Below are 15279 nucleotides of genomic sequence, written 5' to 3'. Positions count from 1 at the left end.
TCCTCGACTTCGGCACCAGGACTCCTCAGCCAGGGAGGTGGCGGGTTGGGAGTGGGGGGACGACGCGGAGCTCGCTGACGGTGGCTTCGTCCGGGCGGGATATCTGGAGCATGTAGGGACCGGGTTCCAGGCCCTCGGTGTCGAGGAGAAGACGGTCGTCAACGCTCCGGGCTTCGCGGACGATCTCGCCGTTGCGGTCGATGAGATCGATCCGGACGTCCTCGCCGGGATTGCCGAATGCGAGCGCGGGCCCCTCGCCACGGTCTTCACCGAGTTCGTAGAGGTAGTGCGTGACCCGGTCGACCAGACGCAGCGGCGGCGGATCGCCCCACCACTTCGGGAACACGTGCACCTCCTCCCACGGTCCCGGGATGATCCGGCTGTCGGTCGCCAACCCGGTGGAGATGCGATAGCGGGTGACCTGGCCACCGGTGACGCGCAGGTAGCACGTCGACTTCGGCGGCGGGTAGAGCGTCACGTGGCGGAGGCCAGTCCGGCTTTCGATGACGTTGCGACTTTCGTCGTACAGCGTCACGTCGATCAGTTGGTCGGAGTCGAAGACGGCGACCGCGGGACGGCTGAAGATCCTGCGCTCGGGCACGTCCAGCCGGAAGTAGTCGACGTTGACCGAGCCCTTCGCACCACCGCCGATGTACGGCGAGAACAGCAGGTCGCGGTGCAACGTGGCGTCGTACGTGCCGGGACCCCAACTGCGCGTGAAGAACGGGCTCCACTTGTTCGTCTCGAACAGCATCACCGCCGCCGATTCGAACGAGTCGTTCCTCTCGAACATGTCCCGCGGCAACGTGGCCGGACGTTGTGCCACTCGCAGGCTGTACGCCGTCACCCCGCCGCCGGTGACACGAATTCGGTAACCGCCGGGTGGTAGTAGCCCGGTCAGGATCATCCCGCCGGCGGTGTCCGTCCTGGTCAGATCATCGGGGCCGCGGACGTCTGGGTCCTCCCCCTCGACGTGAACCCCGAGCGTGCTGAGGCGTTCGTACCAGTCGACGGTCACCGTCACCGTCGAGAACCGCTCCACCCGGAACTTCCAGTAGTCGGTGTCCCCTCCCTTCGACCGCGCCGTGAACGGGCCGAGCCCCGGCTGCAGCGCACCACCTGGACCGGTCGCGATGAGTTGGGCGGCGGTTGCCGGGGTGTTGTTCGGCTCGCTGTTGTCCGGGATCGCGGCGCCGATCGCGGCGAACAGTGCGGCGAACGCGTCCAGGCCCTTGGTCACCCGGCCATTCCCCGGCCAGGCGGTCTCGACCAGGATGCGGCGGATGTCGTGCGCGCTCAGGTTCGGGTTGGCGCCGCGCATCATCGCGGCGACTCCCGCCACGATCGGCGCGGCGAACGACGTACCGTTCTTGGTGGTTCCGAGCGGAGCGGCGCCGTCCGGCGCGACCGGGATCGCCGTACCGGGTGCCCAGAGGTTGACCGACGAGCCGAAGTTCGAGAAATCGGCGGCGTTGTCCGCGGCATCGAGCGCGCCGATCGTGAGCACACCCGGGGTTCTGGTGGCGGGCCGGATGTGGTCGTCGGCATCCGGAAGGTCGAGGGGCGGTCTGTGGTTGCCGGCGGCAGCGATCATCACGACGCCGTTGTCCGCCGCGAACTGGAACGCCTTGTCCCACGCCGTGGTCGGGAACCAGATTTCTGCCTGGCCCCAGAACCCGATCGACATGTTCAGTACGTCGAGCCCCCAGGCCGCGCACATCCGCGCGCAGCGCATCAGCTGGCCTGCGGAGATATCGGTCCGGAACAGCATCGGCGAGGCCACCGTCCCGCCGCTGCCCGCCGCCCCGGCCGCGTTGTTCAGGATGCCCGCGCCCGCGCTGGCCACCGAGTTGCCGTGCCAGCCGTTCGACGGCGACATCCCGCCCGCGGGAGTGCCTTCGGCCATCAGATTGAGCTGCATCACCCCGGCACCGAGGTCCGAGCCGGACTGCCCGGCCGCGACATTCGGTACGCCGCCGGCGTCGAGCCAGAATCCGTCGTCCAGGACGGCGAGTACGACGAACGGGTTCCCGCGCACCCGCTGGATCGAGTCCATCAACTGCCAGGCCTCGACCATTCGGGTCCGGCCCGAGAACGCCGCGTAGGCGAACGGGTTCGCCCCGGCGCCCGGGATCGCACTTTCCGTGGCCGTGGACAACGGCATGGCGAGTGGTTCGCCGAACAGATTGAGCCCGATCGGCCTTCCGTCCAAGGCGAATCGGGCGGTCAACGCCGCGACGGCCGCGCCCATCTCCGAACTCGCGAACACCTCGTCAGCGGTATCGCCGACCGCCCGTTCCAGCAGGTCGTCCTGACCGTCGACCGCGGGCACCTCGCGAAACTTCACCCGTACGGCGATCGGCCCGCGCAAGCCCTCCTCGCGGACCTGGATGCCGTCCGGCGGCTCGGGGAGTTCCCGGTCGTCGATCACCTCCGCGCCGTACCGGCCGACGAGTTCGTCGATCAGCTCGCGGTCTTCATCGTCAACGATCACCTCGTCCGCGACGTACGCCATGGCCGTCAGATCCGTCGGCCCGAGCGCCGCGACCGCTCTCCCAGCCGTCCGGCTCCGCCAGTCGGCGTAATGAGCGAGAACTCCACCCTCGTCGACACGCACTGGTCCAGTCATGCCATCCCCCAACGCTCTTACGGCCCCGGCTTCGGCACAGCCCAGAGCACCCCCGTCACCGAGTCTGCCCCCACAACACCCACCCGGCCAGCCCTCGCCCCGAGGATTTGAGGGGACCTCCCCTGAAGTCGCTGGTTCTCCTCTCAAAATTTGACCAGATAAGGGTCCATTTCAACGGTGATCCCCTGAAATGACCCATGCACGTCGTCGTAAACCAATCGCTCGTTAGGCTCCCGGTATGACGGTGGTGGGGAGCGTCCGCGATGACGACTATTGGCCCGAGTTCGGCACGCTGGTGGTCCGCGACAGCGGGGACGGCTGGGCCGCGGACGAGGACGGCGAGCCGACTTCGATCGGGACGATCGCACGCGGCGGGTCCGGTCTGCTTCGCGCGATGGCCGGTGATGGGCCGTTGGAGGTGCTGGTTCAGGTACACGACGGTCCGGTGGGCGAGGTATCCGACGTGTGGGAGGACGTTGTCGAGGTCCCGTACCGCAGTGGCAGCGGCGTCATCGGCCTGTCCGATGTCACCAGCCCTGCGTGGGTTCAGGAAGCGCTCTCCTTGGGTCAGCCGGGCAACTTCCGGGTTCGCGTCGTGCACCACGAGCTCGGCGTACCGGCGGACATCGACGACGAGTCACCGACGGACCGGTGGCAGCTCGATTTCTGGCCGGTCGACGATGTGCAGGCGCCGCGGTGGATACGGCGATCCTCATCACCGGTACCGGTCGCCGGCGACGATGGCTGGAGTGCGGTCGTCAACTACCAGGTGATGGAGCCGATCAGCTGCGTGTGGTTGGCGAAGGAACGCGACGACGGCGTGACTGCGGCGGAGCTGGCCGCCTGGGGTGCGGCGCACAGCCGCCCTGAGGACTGGCTGGACCGCGATCTGCTGCTGGGCACCCACGAGCTCGAACTGCCGATCGCGGACATCGCGCTGCAGGTCGGACAACCCGCCCCGACCACGCCCCGGATGCTGCTGCCAGTTTTCGTTGCCCTTGGCTACTTGACGTTCGACGGCCACAACTATCTGCACAACCCGGCTCGGCCGCTGCCGCAGGAAGTGCTCCAGGTCCCGGCCAAGACGCTCGCCCACCTGGAGGCCGTGCAGGACGTGAACCGCTACGAAGCGTTCGCCACGGACCTGACATCGGTCGTCTCGATCGCCGGCAGGCAGACCATCAGCGCCCTGGCCGAGCGCACACTCGCTTCTGAGCCGGAGGTACGCGGCGCTGTCAAGTACGCCGTACGCCGGGGATACCTGACCGTCGACGACGACTCCACGGTCACCCCCGCAGGAAGTTGATGCGTCGCGACAGCAACGTCCAAGTGATCGCAGGCGCCGGGCCGTATCGTTGTTCGGCGTGAGTGAGCCGGCGAGCCGTGGTGCGCGAGTGGCGGGGCTTGACCTGCATTTGGGGGACGTTGGCGGCGGTGGGCGGAATGTTCGGGCGGGTCTTATGGACGCGTTTCGGGAGGCGATTCGGAGCGGGCGATTGGCGGCGGGGACTCGGTTGCCGCCCAGCCGGGCGTTGGCGGCGGATCTTGGGGTGGGGCGCAGCACCGTTGTTCGGGTCTACTCGGAGCTGATCAACGAGGGATGGCTTACGGCGCTGCACGGCTCGGGTACTGAGGTGTCGCGACGGTCGGCAGAACTCACGACGAAACGAGCGCGGCCACGGGTTCCGGCGGTCCGGCCGCGGCTGGTGCATGACCTTCGGCCTGGGTATCCCGATCTGTCGTCGTTCCCCCGGGATGAGTGGGTTCGAGCGGTGAAGCGCACGGTGAGCAATGCGCCGTTCGAGGCGTTTGGATACATCGATCCGCAAGGCCGGAGCGAGCTGCGCGATGCCGTTGCCCGCTACCTCGCACGGGCCAGAGGCCTACAGGCGCACACGGACAATGTCGTCGTCTGCAGCGGCGCGGCCGAGGGGCTACGGCTTGTTGCTGCGGTGCTTGCCAACGCTGGGGTCACCAAGGTGGCGATCGAGGAGTTCTGCCTTCACACCCAGCGACCGGCGTTGCTGAAGGCTGGGCTCGAACCCGTGCTCCTTCCGGTCGACGCGGACGGTGCCGATCTGTCTGCCTTGGACGAGATGCCCGATGTGGGCGCGGTGGTGCTCACGCCGTCGCACCAGTTCCCGTTGGGCGTGGCGCTGCAGTCTGATCGGCGGGCGGCAGTGGTCGACTGGGCACGGCGGCGGGGCACGCTGGTTATCGAGGACGACTACGACGGCGAGTTCCGTTACGACCGGTCGCCGGTCGGTGCGTTGCAGGGATTGGACCACGATCGTGTCGTGTACATGGGGACCGCGAGCAAGTCCTTGGCTCCTGGGTTGCGCGTGGGCTGGCTCGTCGTACCGGATCGGCTGGTTGGTCCGATCGTCGAGGAGAAGGGGTGGGCGGAGGAATCCGTTGGATTCGTCAACCAACTGGCGATGGCCGACTTCATCGAGTCGGGGGCCTACGACCGGCACATCCGCGCGATGCGTGCGCAGTACCGCCGCAGGCTCCAGCAGCTGGTTGAGACGATCGGCCGTGAGTGCCCCACGACGCGCGTGACCGGGATGTCCGCTGGACTGCACGTCCTGCTCGAACAACCCGGTCGCGGCGGGGCCGAGCTTGTACGGCGTGCCGCGCGTGAACAGCTCGCGATCGAACCCCTGGCCCTGTTCCGCAACCCTGGATCCACCTCGGACCGTGATGGCGTGGCCGTGGGATTCGCTGCGCCTTCTGCCAGTGGCTGGTCAGGTGCGCTCGACGCTTTAGTACAGGCCATCCGTTAGCCCGATTGGTTCCCGTTCCGGAGTCTGAAGTGGATCCAGATTCACCGGTGCGGACGGGTTAGCGTGCAAACGCCTGGGCTGATGCGTTCAGGCGCAGGGCTGGATAGAGGAAGGTGCGCAATGAAGGCGATCCTGGTGACGGATCAGGCCGCAGGAACGGCCGGGATGAAGCTGGCGGAACATCCGCAGCCGGAAGCCGCGGGGAACGACGTACTGGTTGAGGTTCATGCGTCGGGGTTCACTCCGGGAGAACTGGACTGGGACACGACGTGGACCGATCGTCTTGGTCGTGACCGGACGCCGTCGGTTCCCGGGCACGAGGTCGCCGGCGTGGTCTGCGCTCTCGGCTATGGCACAAGGGGCTTGTCGGTCGGCCAGCGAGTGTTCGGCCTCACGGACTGGACGCGTGACGGAACGCTGGCCGAGTACGTCGCAGTCGAGGCACGGAACCTCGCTCCCCTGCCGGGTGACCTCGACCTCACGGTGGGTGCGAGTCTTCCGATCTCGGGATTGACCGCGTGGCAGGGCTTGTTCGTGCACGGTCGCCTTCAGGTGGGGCAGAGCGTGCTCGTACACGGCGCCGCAGGTGGTGTCGGTTCGATGGTGACGCAGCTCGCCCGCGATGCGGGTGCGTATGTGATCGGCACCGGGCGTGCCAGTGATCGGCAGACCGCGCTGGACCTCGGTGCGCACGAGTTCGTCGATCTGCAGGAGGACTCCCTGGCCGACGTCGGCGACGTTGACCTGGTGTTCGACATCTTCGGTGGGGAGCTCCAGAAGCAGTCCGCCAATCTGGTCCGCGCGGGCGGAACGCTGGTGACCATCGCCGGGCCGGCCGAGACACGGCCGGCTGATGGTCTGGCGATCGATTTCGTCGTCGAGGCCGACCGCCTGCAGCTCAGTGAGATCGCCCAGCGGGTACGGGCGGGGCGGCTGCGCACGGTCATCGGGAACGTCGCGTCCCTGGACGACGCGGTGGCCGCCTTCAACCCGTCCGAGCGGGTCAAGGGCAAGACCATCATCCAGGTCCGCCCCTAGCACCTCTACATTGCTGGTCTGGCTCGTCTTCCGGGGGCCCAGAACCATCCTGGTTGGCGGGCGGCCCGGCGGGACCTGGACCTTCGATCGGGGGGTGTGCCGGAGTCGAGCCGCGGCAGGGTCAGCAGTGCGTCGGCCGTCTCGTCGTCAGGGTTGCTGGCGATGTAGCGCTGCAGGTTCGCGGCGACGACGCGGATCCGCGGCCCACGGCTCCCGTCGGGCTGGCTGACGTAGGCGATGCCGGCACTGTGCTCGAGCCATCGGATGACATCGTCGATCGAGCTGTCTTCCAACTCACCGTGAGGGGACGCCCACTGAACGCGAGCGATACTACGCAGGTCTTCGCGCTCCTGCGACATAGCGATCGCAGTAACCGTCACTGCCGGGTAACTGGCAAGGCTCATCGACCTACACGCGCCTCCTGGTATACCAACGCTCGCATAGTGACACTCGCCCCCACCCGCCCGGAAGTGCCAGACCACCCACTGGACGCTGGGCGTGGCTCACTGCAGTTGGAGTGCCTCGGTGTAGGTCGGGTTCGTACCGAGGTGGGCGACCTCGACGATCAGAGTGCCGTCCTGGCACGTAGGAGCGCTCAGGGCGGTGTCCGGCGGTGCCGAATAGATCGCCTCCGGACGGGACGAGCCGGCGTGCCAGCGGCCGAGCTGGAACCGTTCGACACCCTCGCGGACGGTTCTGATCTGCCAGTAGATCCAGGTTCCGCACGGCACGATGGTGTCGGTTGCGATGGTGCCGAGGGAGCGTGGAGACGCGTCGGCGGCTTCCCGAAGATGAGCCTGGCTCTGATACTGGTCGGGATCCGCAGAACTGACCTCGGACCAGATCGTTGCTCCATGCAACGTTGCGCCGCTCCACTGGATGCAGTTGCGAACAGCCGGTACGGCGTGGGCCGGGCCGCCGGTCAGTGGTGCAGTGAAGAGGCGTTTACAGCGGCGGGCGGTCTGCGGGGCGGTGATCTGACTGAACGTCACCGCGTCGGCCGATACGACCGGATCGGCGAGGTAGGCCGGGTCGTCGACGCACATCACGGTGCGAGCCTGGAGCGAGTCCAGTGCTGCGATCACCAGACAGGAGCGACGACGGCTGTCGGTGGTGCTGTACGCGAACGTCCCGCCGTACGCCCCGATCTCCGGCTCGGTGATCGGGGGCAGGGAAGTCTTACTGAGGTCTGTCCTGCTACCGGTTCCGAGGTTGTAGCGATAAGCGCGGATCTCGCGGTTCGGGCCGTCGGAGCGGATCTCCTGGATCAGCGCCCATCGATCGTCGATCACCACCGGTGACTGCGCGACGAAACCCGGCGCAGGAACATGGCGTACGACGGTCCGGCCGTCGCTGCGGGCGGTCACGGTCGTCGTACCGGCCTGATCGCTGGCGCGCGTCACGAGATAGCTGCGCTGCCGGGTGACTACATGCTGACCGTCGACCGGCTGACGCAGAAAGCTCGTCCAGACCTGCCTCGGCGGAGGCGTCGTCGACGACAGCGCCGGAGGTGTCCTGGACGAAGCAGCAGACGTCGGTGAAACAGGCGAGGGATCGCCTTCCGGTATGGCGGAAGGCGATCCCGAGCAGGCACCGAGTAACGCGGCCACGGCGACCGTCGCCACGATTACTCCATGCGGTCGCATCGAGCTACAGCCCGATGTTCTCGAACTGGTTGGCGAGGGTGGCGTTGAACATCGCCGAGGCCGGAACATTCTTCGGACCGTCGGTGACGTTGCCGTTGCTGTTGAAGCGGCGTTCGTTGAAGACCTCGAAGATACCGATCGTGCCGGCCGTGCTGTTGTAGCCACGGCCGACCTGGAAGTGACCGCTGTGGTCGAAGGCGAGGTACGGGAAGTACCGCTTCAGCAGTTGCGGGTGCTCGATGATCGGGGCCGGCGTGCCGTCACCGAGATGGTTCTCGTGAACGTCGAGGAACTTCGCCGACGTCCAGCTCGACACGCTCTGGACGATATAGGCGCCCGCGGCAACATCCCAGTCGGTCTTCAGGTTCGTCTGCTCGACCATCGCGGTGATCGAGGTACCGCCGGTCGTCGTACCGAGGTCGGACGCCCACGATGCCTGAGTGTCCTTCTGGTCATCGTCGGCCCAGTCGATCGACTGGAAGGTCGCCGGGCCGCACCAGTAGCCCAGCTCCTGTGAGGTGGCATAGCCGGCCATGATGTATTTGGAGTCCGGCAACGCCGTGACCTGGGCAGGCTCGGCACCGGCAGCCAAGGCCCGCGCCTTGGCTCGCCCGTCCCAGGCGGACCGCAGCTCGGCGAGTTCGGCGTTGAGCCGCGTGGCCCTCGGCATCATGGCGCGGTCGGCCGCGAACTGCTGCGGGGACTGCGCACCGGTCTCTTGACCGCTACCGGCGAGCGGCTCACGAACAGCTTGACTCACTTCGGCGGACGTGGGGATCTGGTCGACGAATCCGAACCCGAGGCAGTACGTCAGTTCCTCGAGCCGGAAACAGCGGAACACGGAGTCATCGGCCGCGGACGTGTTGACCTGGTTGACCACATCGTTCCAGCTGTGTGCCGTCGGCAACTGCGTCGCAGTGGCAGCAGCCGGTACGGCGGGTGCGATCACGGCGCCTATTCCGAGAAATACGGAAACGACGCGGATAGTAATAGTGGGCATGGGCGGACTTCCGTTCACTGGGGCGGTAGTGACGTTATGTGCGCACGCGGGAACAGTACTTCCGCTTCCCGCCGAACGGTAGGTGTTATGAAACTATTTTTCGAACCATCACATTCTTTCGCCGCATTCCACCGTCAGGGCCGGCCACCGTGACCTACGCCCGGTCCGCACGAGTCGCGTTGTGCCAGCCCAGATCACAACGTCCGAAAACACGCCGACCACGTACTGCGGGGCTTCGGACGTAACGACACCGGCAGTCTGAAAGGCCGGCGTACCGCTCGCAGTCACCTCTTGCCAGAACTCATCGACCGCCGCCGCCCCACTGTCCCGGTACTCATCGAACAGCCGGCCGATACGCGGACTGCTGTCGGTCATAAAGGACTCCCCCACCTTGGTCGAAAACCGTGCTGCCCAGTCTTCACCATCGCGGTCTCACCGCAACGGATCCGTGCAGACAACTGAGCCCGAGCCAGTCCCAAACCATCGGAACCGCCATAGCCTGGGGCAAGGGGCGGGACAAGCATCAGGGGGCGGCACATGGAGCACGACGAAGACCATGCAAAAGAGCTGGCGGAACTGGCCGCAGAGCTGCAGGAGAAACAACGCATTATCCGAGAGCGGTTGAGCGAACCCAACGACGATCCGTACTTCCTGCCGTCTGTGGCAGGTGACCTGGGGGAAGTGCTGGTCAGCCTGTCTCGTGACAAACGGCTGCGCCAGCTCACCAGCGGCGCCGGTAGATCATGGCGGGACCGCTCGTTTCGGAGCCAGCTCGACCAACTGCTGTCGATCGACTGGCCGGCAGTACTCGACGGGGCGGGCTATCACGGAGATCCACCAGCCGAGAGGTTCCGCCACGATCTCGTAGTGGCCACGGCTGCCTTCGTGGGCGACCCCACGGAGGACTCCTACGATTCGCTGCGGAACTACTTGTTCGAACTGGGGACACGGCTTCTCGACGATGCCGACGAACCACCTCTCACGGAACGGCGGCGAGGGCGACTCGCGCGGGCCATCGGACGCGGCCTGTTGGTTGTCGGCACAGTCGGACTGGCCGCTACTGTTGCCGGTCTCATCGGTCTGGCGATTCCTCCAGCCGGTCTCGGGGTCGCTGCGGTGTACGTCATCGGGGGCGACGTGGCCAAGGAGATGGCCAAGTCCTTGGTAGAGCAACTCATCCCGAAGCCGAAGGACGGCATCGCCCCGGCGACCCGCGAGGCTTTGGAGTTCGACGAACGCGCAACGATCCTCAGCGATTTCATGAAGGGCAGCACCCTTGGCAAGCTCCGCCATGCCTGGCAGTCCGCCGCCTACGAGGAGCTGTCGGGAGACGACCTTCGCGAGATGCGGAAGCACACGCTGGCGTGGTGCTCCGCAGCAGACGCCGCGACACTGACGATGCGCTCACTCGGCGCCGCGCTCTGGAACGGCCTTGGCGACCAGACACTCGAGCGCCTGGCGGCGGAACTGGCCGAACTGCGGCGGGCAGTCAACGACGAGGAGTCCGAGAAGGCTCTCCAATTGATCAATGCAATCCATGAGTCCAGCTTCAACGTCCAGCGGCTGCTGGAGCAGCAGGCGTATCGGAACCATCCGTAGGTCAGGTGGGCATGCTGGGGCCCGCGGTATAAGTGAAGGTGGCTTTGCCGCGGGTGGGGGCTTCGAGGTCCATCCACCAGACGTCGGGGTCGAGGTCGTCGGTGCTGTGGACCGGGCCGAACTTGCCGAGGCCGTCGATGAGTTCCTGCTTGGGTACGGCGCCTTCGACGCTCTTCTCGAAGACACCCTTCTTCGTTGAGAGCACGGAGACGACCGTGTGTCCGGGTGGTGCGAACTGTTCCCAATGCTTGGTCAGGCGCTTGGGCGTCGCGTTGCGGCTGCCGTGGTGGCCGACCTTGTACAGATCGATCTTGCTCAGTGCGGTGGCGAGGCGGCGGTCCGGCTGGCGGCCGTCGCGTCCCACGATCTGGTCGAGGGTGAGTGACCAGTTCTCGGCCTGGGCGTCACCGGGCAACAGCAGGCGGCGGCTGCCGATGGTGACGAGGAGGATGACGCTGGTGTTGTTGAGGACGTCGTCCAGCGCCTCGACGATCTCCAGGCCCTGCGAGATCCGGCGTTCGTTGAGGTTCCGCAGCAACCATTCGGCCGCGCCTGCACCGCCGGGTTCGGCGAGAACGCGCCGGGCCCGCGTGAGCGTCGCCGTACCAGCTGGCTGCACCATGTCCGCCAGGTCGCCGTCTCCCGCCAGGCCGAGCCAGTACTCCTCCGACTCTTTGGCATACCGGGTCAGGTTGGGCACGTCGCGCAGGCTGGGCGGGCCGAGGACCTGGATCTTCACGCCTGGCAGCCGATCCGCGAGGTCCAGCGTGTCGCCGGCCGTGACGTAGTGCCCCTGTCCCTCCCCCGCCCACGTCTCAAGGCGAGCGATGGCTTCGGCGTTGCTGAACCCGAGTTCGGCCAGGATCCCAGCCCGCTTGGCCTGCGCTGCGCTGTCGAAGGCCAGCGCGCTGAGGTGTTCGGCTTGTGCGGGCAACTGATCCAGTACGCCGAGCAGGTGCCGCTGGTTGTCGTCGAGCCCGAGGCGCGGGTCGGCACGGTCACTCTCCGGTACGTCGGTCCACGGCCGGATGATGATCCCCGGGTTCAACCCGTCGAGTGTCTTCCCGGCAATCCGGTCACCGAACCCGGCCACATGATCGCGATGCCGATGCGTTGCCACCACAGCATCGAGTTGGCCACCGCAATGCTCCGCGATGGACTCCGCCACCTGGGTGAGCCGCGGGCCGTCATCAGCTCTCGAGACGCTGCCGAAGTCGATGAGCATGTGACGCTCCCGGCCCCCGTCCGGCAGCGGAGACCCGTAGGTCACGGTCAGCAGGAGGCAGTCGCCGAACCCCACGTTGTAGGCACGCAACCGGACACTGCGCGCTTGTACGCTCATTGCTCGTCCATGTCGGTGTCGTCGTGCAGCAAGGCGAATCGTCGCTTGTCCCCTTGCCCGTCAGAGGTTCCGAGGCCTCCGTCGCGATCCAGGATCCCGTGCTCGAAGAGGTACTTCAGCCGCCGGTTCTGCCGGTCGATGTCGAGCACCGGCTTGCGCTGATGCAGCCGGAAGCGACCGAACTGGTCGAAGACCAGCACTCCCCCACCCAGCAACTCGATCGGCGCATCATCGGGGAATCCCTCCGGCGCCTCGATCCCCGGCGGCAGGTTGTCGGCCGTCGTACGGATGACCTGGATGTAGTCGGCGATGGTCTCGGTGAGGATCAGGCCGTCCGGGCCTGCCCGGGTGCTCCCGAGAACTCGCTCGACCCGGGTCGTCAGCCGGACGTCGATCTGCAGTGCGCCCGCGTTGTTCCAGATGAACTGGTAGATCTCCTCGGGCGACGTGCGCAGCGCCGCCAGGTTGAGGTGCTCGTAACGGATCCCCACCTTCGCCTTGGCGTCCGGGTCTGCCTTGTACGGCGCTTTGCCGTTCGCCTGGGCCTTGTCCGGAGCCGGCGCGGCGACGCCGTCCTCGTCGACCATCTGATGCGGCGGCGGGACGATGCCGAAGCTCGCGAACGCCGCGGACAACTTGTCGCGGTAGCCGTGTTCGTCGTCGGCCGCCAGGCGGGTGTCCGCCGTGAGCACCGCATCGATCACGTCGGCGAACTCGAGCTCGACCGGCGGGAGATAGTCCAGCGCCCGCAACACCATGCCGAGCAGGTGTTGTGCGGACTTGATGCCCTCTTCGGCCACCCGGGCGACATCGACGCCATCCGGGTCAACCCGCAGCGGGTCCAACCGGGCGGCCCACATGGACACCATGGTCTGCAGGAACGCGGCGACCAGAATCTCGGCCCGGCGATGCGGTTCGTCGAAGGCGGGATCGGTCAGCCAGGCCGTCGATGCGGGCAGGTCGACCGAGCGCCGCAAAGCGGGATACCGGCCGGCGCTAGCACCCTCGGCCGCGTCTGGTTTGGCGCGCCGTCCACCGATCTGCTCGGCCAGCCTGGCCAAGGGCGACGCCTTCAGTTCGGCCGCGCGCCCCTCGGCCAACTGCTGCCGTCCCAGCTCCTGATCGGGATTGTGCATCGCCTCGGCGTCGGTCTCGAACTTGATCTTGCCGTTGCCGTCGTCAAGCAGTCGACGGGCGACGTCCTTGAGACTGAACACCGACAGCAGCGCCACGATGTCGGCCAGCGCCTCGTGGAACGCCAACTGGTCCGCAAGCCCGGGCTCGGTGTAGCGCGGCCGGAGACCGTCGAGGATCGCGTGACTCACCTCGTGCGCGATCACGTCGTACGACAAAGCGGTGTAGAGACTCGGCCGCTCCCCGATCGGCGGCAGCCAGCCGAAGAGAACCGCGTTGTGTTCGCGCGAGTAGAACGCGTTGGCCTCGACCCGTGCGCGGGGAACCAGGTAGAGCTGCGGATAGCCCGAGTACCAGGGAATCGGCCGGCCCAGATGCTGCTCGTAGAGGGCAAGCGTATGAGCAGCGACGGCGAAGAGGTTCTGCGCCCTGAACTCCGCGTCGTCGACGAGTTGCGCCGGATCCGCGGGCCGATGCTCGGTGTCCCAGCGATCGCGATAGCTCCACGGATCGCCGTCGGTCAGCGCGACCGGAGCTCCCGCGAGATTCGTGCCGACGCCGACATCGACCACATGGAAGCGATGTCCACGCGGCCCGCGCTGCAGGCGTTCAGCCGGTACGGCGATCTGTGCGAAGAGCGGGCCGAGTTGGGCGTCCATGACGATCGGGTCCTGGGCGAACACCGTCATCAAGACGGTGTCGTGAACCAGCAGGTTCCGTACCGGCTGGGGTCGCGCGGCGCGCGCACGGCCGGTGCGCGCCGAATCATTGAGATCGATGATCTCCGCCAGCTGGACGAACCTAGGCATCGTCGGCCTCTGCCAGCAGACGGTTCGGATAGGGCAGGGCGGCGACCGGCAGGTCCTCGTCCAGATAGGCCAGCAGCCCCGCGTCGGCAACGGCGAATCCCCAGTTGATCAGCAGTTCCTGCTGCTCTTCGGGCATCTCGTTGAGCCGGGTGCTGATCTTGGCGAGCCGTCGGGTGATCACCGGATCGACATCCAGGTAGGGGCGCTTCTTGGGCACCGGCCAGGTTGCGAACTCGCTGACAGTACTGATGAAGAATCCGTTGTGCGGGTCGTTCTTGTCCTCGAAGGCGCTCACGACGGCGTTGCGGCGCAGCGACCTGACCTGTGCGTCCATCAGGTGCAGGACGCGGATGATGCCGCGCGCCCAGTCGCGGGCCGGGTCCGGATCACCGCCGATGTGACCGCTGGCGTCGCTGATCAGCACGGTCCGGCACCGTTTCCAGACCGACTCGATCGCGAGGTTGTCGTAGACGCCGCCGTCGGTCAGCAGAATGTCGGAGCGGTACCCCGCGCCGGTGTACACATTGCCGGGCTCGGTCGTCCAGGTCGCATCGGACAGATCGAGCTCGAACGGGGACAGAAACGGCGGGAATGCCGACGAGGCGGCCACGGCCGCGGCCAGTGACACGGTCGGATTCTCGACCCGGCCGACTTTGTAGTCCGCGACGTACGGGCGGCTGAAGCGGAACAGCACGCCGGATTCGAGATTCGTCGCATTGATGACGAAACGCGGCGCGACCGGTAGGTCCTGCAATGTCGCGTCGCCATAAAGATGCTTTTTCAACTTTCCGGTTACTCGATCGGCGATCGACGTGTAAGGCAGCAGTACACCGGCCGCGACCGCCGGCAGATCGACCTTGGTATGCGCGAAAGCCAGCAGCGGCTTGGTCACCAGTTCGTCGAAGTTGCACGCGACATCCGCTTCGAACTTCAGTTCGTTCCAGCGCAGCGCCAGCAGACCCGCGGTGATGGAACCTCCGGAAACGCTCGAGATGCGGTCCAGGGTCCGCAGCCGGCCTGCGGCGTTCAGCCTTTTCAGGACGCCGACATGGAACAGCATCGCCCGGAAACCACCGCCGGACAGGCAGAGCCCGACGCCCGCCTTCGCTGTGGTGTGGGCATCGTCCGGCCCTGGCCGCACCGGGCTCGCCGAGGTGAAGTCCTCGCCGTCCGGGCGCGCGTGAGCATCCGAAGTACCGGTCATACGTTGTTTCCCCCTTGGTGCCCATCCCCTGTAGTGCGTGGCCCCTGTACGGCGTGCCGCCACTCCCCAGTGCGGACGCGCCCCCGCAACCG

Annotated in this window: 12 protein-coding genes; 4 read left to right on the top strand and 8 right to left on the bottom strand. The window is 66.8% G+C overall.

The annotated features are described in order from the left end of the window. Positions 1 to 25 precede the first annotated feature (25 nt). Positions 26 to 2629 carry a S8 family serine peptidase gene (locus ACFVWG_RS20130; protein ID WP_391544844.1) on the bottom strand — a complete coding sequence of 868 codons (2604 nt, stop codon included), beginning with the start codon at positions 2627 to 2629 and terminating at the stop codon, positions 26 to 28. Positions 2630 to 2867: 238 nt separating this feature from the next. On the opposite strand from ACFVWG_RS20130, the gene ACFVWG_RS20125 reads away from it, so the two are divergent. The 3 genes from ACFVWG_RS20125 to ACFVWG_RS20115 all read left to right on the top strand — a co-directional run bounded on the left by ACFVWG_RS20125 (position 2868) and on the right by ACFVWG_RS20115 (position 6453). Continuing rightward, entirely contained in the window at positions 2868 to 3935 is a 1068-nt protein-coding gene (locus ACFVWG_RS20125; RefSeq protein ID WP_391544843.1) for a hypothetical protein, read from the top strand. A 154-nt stretch (positions 3936 to 4089) separates the two neighbouring features. After that, entirely contained in the window at positions 4090 to 5415 is a 1326-nt protein-coding gene (locus tag ACFVWG_RS20120; protein WP_391544842.1) for a PLP-dependent aminotransferase family protein, read from the top strand. 120 nt (positions 5416 to 5535) lie between these two features. Continuing rightward, positions 5536 to 6453, top strand: coding sequence for an NADP-dependent oxidoreductase (locus tag ACFVWG_RS20115; RefSeq protein ID WP_391544841.1), 918 nt, complete (start codon positions 5536 to 5538; stop codon positions 6451 to 6453). A 5-nt stretch (positions 6454 to 6458) separates the two neighbouring features. Here the strand turns inward: ACFVWG_RS20115 and ACFVWG_RS20110 are convergent, their stop codons facing one another. The 4 genes from ACFVWG_RS20110 to ACFVWG_RS20095 all read right to left on the bottom strand — a co-directional run bounded on the left by ACFVWG_RS20110 (position 6459) and on the right by ACFVWG_RS20095 (position 9474). Beyond that, positions 6459 to 6857 (bottom strand): hypothetical protein, encoded by a 399-nt coding sequence (locus ACFVWG_RS20110; protein ID WP_391544840.1) that lies wholly within the window; start codon positions 6855 to 6857, stop codon positions 6459 to 6461. Between the two features lie 99 nt (positions 6858 to 6956). Continuing rightward, complete coding sequence (locus tag ACFVWG_RS20105; protein ID WP_391544839.1) at positions 6957 to 8078, bottom strand: hypothetical protein; 1122 nt, start codon at positions 8076 to 8078, stop codon at positions 6957 to 6959. A 25-nt stretch (positions 8079 to 8103) separates the two neighbouring features. Beyond that, a complete protein-coding gene (locus ACFVWG_RS20100; protein ID WP_391544838.1) occupies positions 8104 to 9048 on the bottom strand; it encodes a C39 family peptidase in 945 nt (314 codons plus the stop codon). A 159-nt stretch (positions 9049 to 9207) separates the two neighbouring features. Beyond that, positions 9208 to 9474, bottom strand: a complete 267-nt coding sequence (locus ACFVWG_RS20095) for a hypothetical protein (RefSeq protein ID WP_391544837.1) — start codon at positions 9472 to 9474, stop codon at positions 9208 to 9210. A 162-nt stretch (positions 9475 to 9636) separates the two neighbouring features. Here ACFVWG_RS20095 and ACFVWG_RS20090 point away from each other — a divergent pair, with 162 nt between their 5' ends. Next, positions 9637 to 10698: a hypothetical protein gene (locus ACFVWG_RS20090; RefSeq protein WP_391544836.1), complete on the top strand. Its 1062-nt coding sequence runs from the start codon at positions 9637 to 9639 to the stop codon at positions 10696 to 10698. A gap of 1 nt (position 10699) precedes the next feature. Here the strand turns inward: ACFVWG_RS20090 and ACFVWG_RS20085 are convergent, their stop codons facing one another. From ACFVWG_RS20085 to ACFVWG_RS20075, 3 genes are read right to left on the bottom strand one after another with little or no spacing between them, the layout of a single operon-like run. Continuing rightward, complete coding sequence (locus tag ACFVWG_RS20085) at positions 10700 to 12040, bottom strand: hypothetical protein (protein ID WP_391544835.1); 1341 nt, start codon at positions 12038 to 12040, stop codon at positions 10700 to 10702. Continuing rightward, positions 12037 to 13983 (bottom strand): hypothetical protein, encoded by a 1947-nt coding sequence (locus ACFVWG_RS20080; protein ID WP_391544834.1) that lies wholly within the window; start codon positions 13981 to 13983, stop codon positions 12037 to 12039. Before ACFVWG_RS20080 ends, ACFVWG_RS20085 begins: the two co-directional genes overlap by 4 nt. Next, positions 13976 to 15250, bottom strand: a complete 1275-nt coding sequence (locus ACFVWG_RS20075) for a patatin-like phospholipase family protein (protein WP_391544833.1) — start codon at positions 15248 to 15250, stop codon at positions 13976 to 13978. Before ACFVWG_RS20075 ends, ACFVWG_RS20080 begins: the two co-directional genes overlap by 8 nt. Between the last annotated feature and the right edge of the window lie 29 nt (positions 15251 to 15279).

Origin of the sequence: Kribbella sp. NPDC058245 (assembly GCF_042882005.1) — a bacterium.
In the GTDB taxonomy this organism is placed as follows: domain Bacteria; phylum Actinomycetota; class Actinomycetes; order Propionibacteriales; family Kribbellaceae; genus Kribbella.
This window is presented reverse-complemented; position numbering and strand designations above follow the sequence as displayed.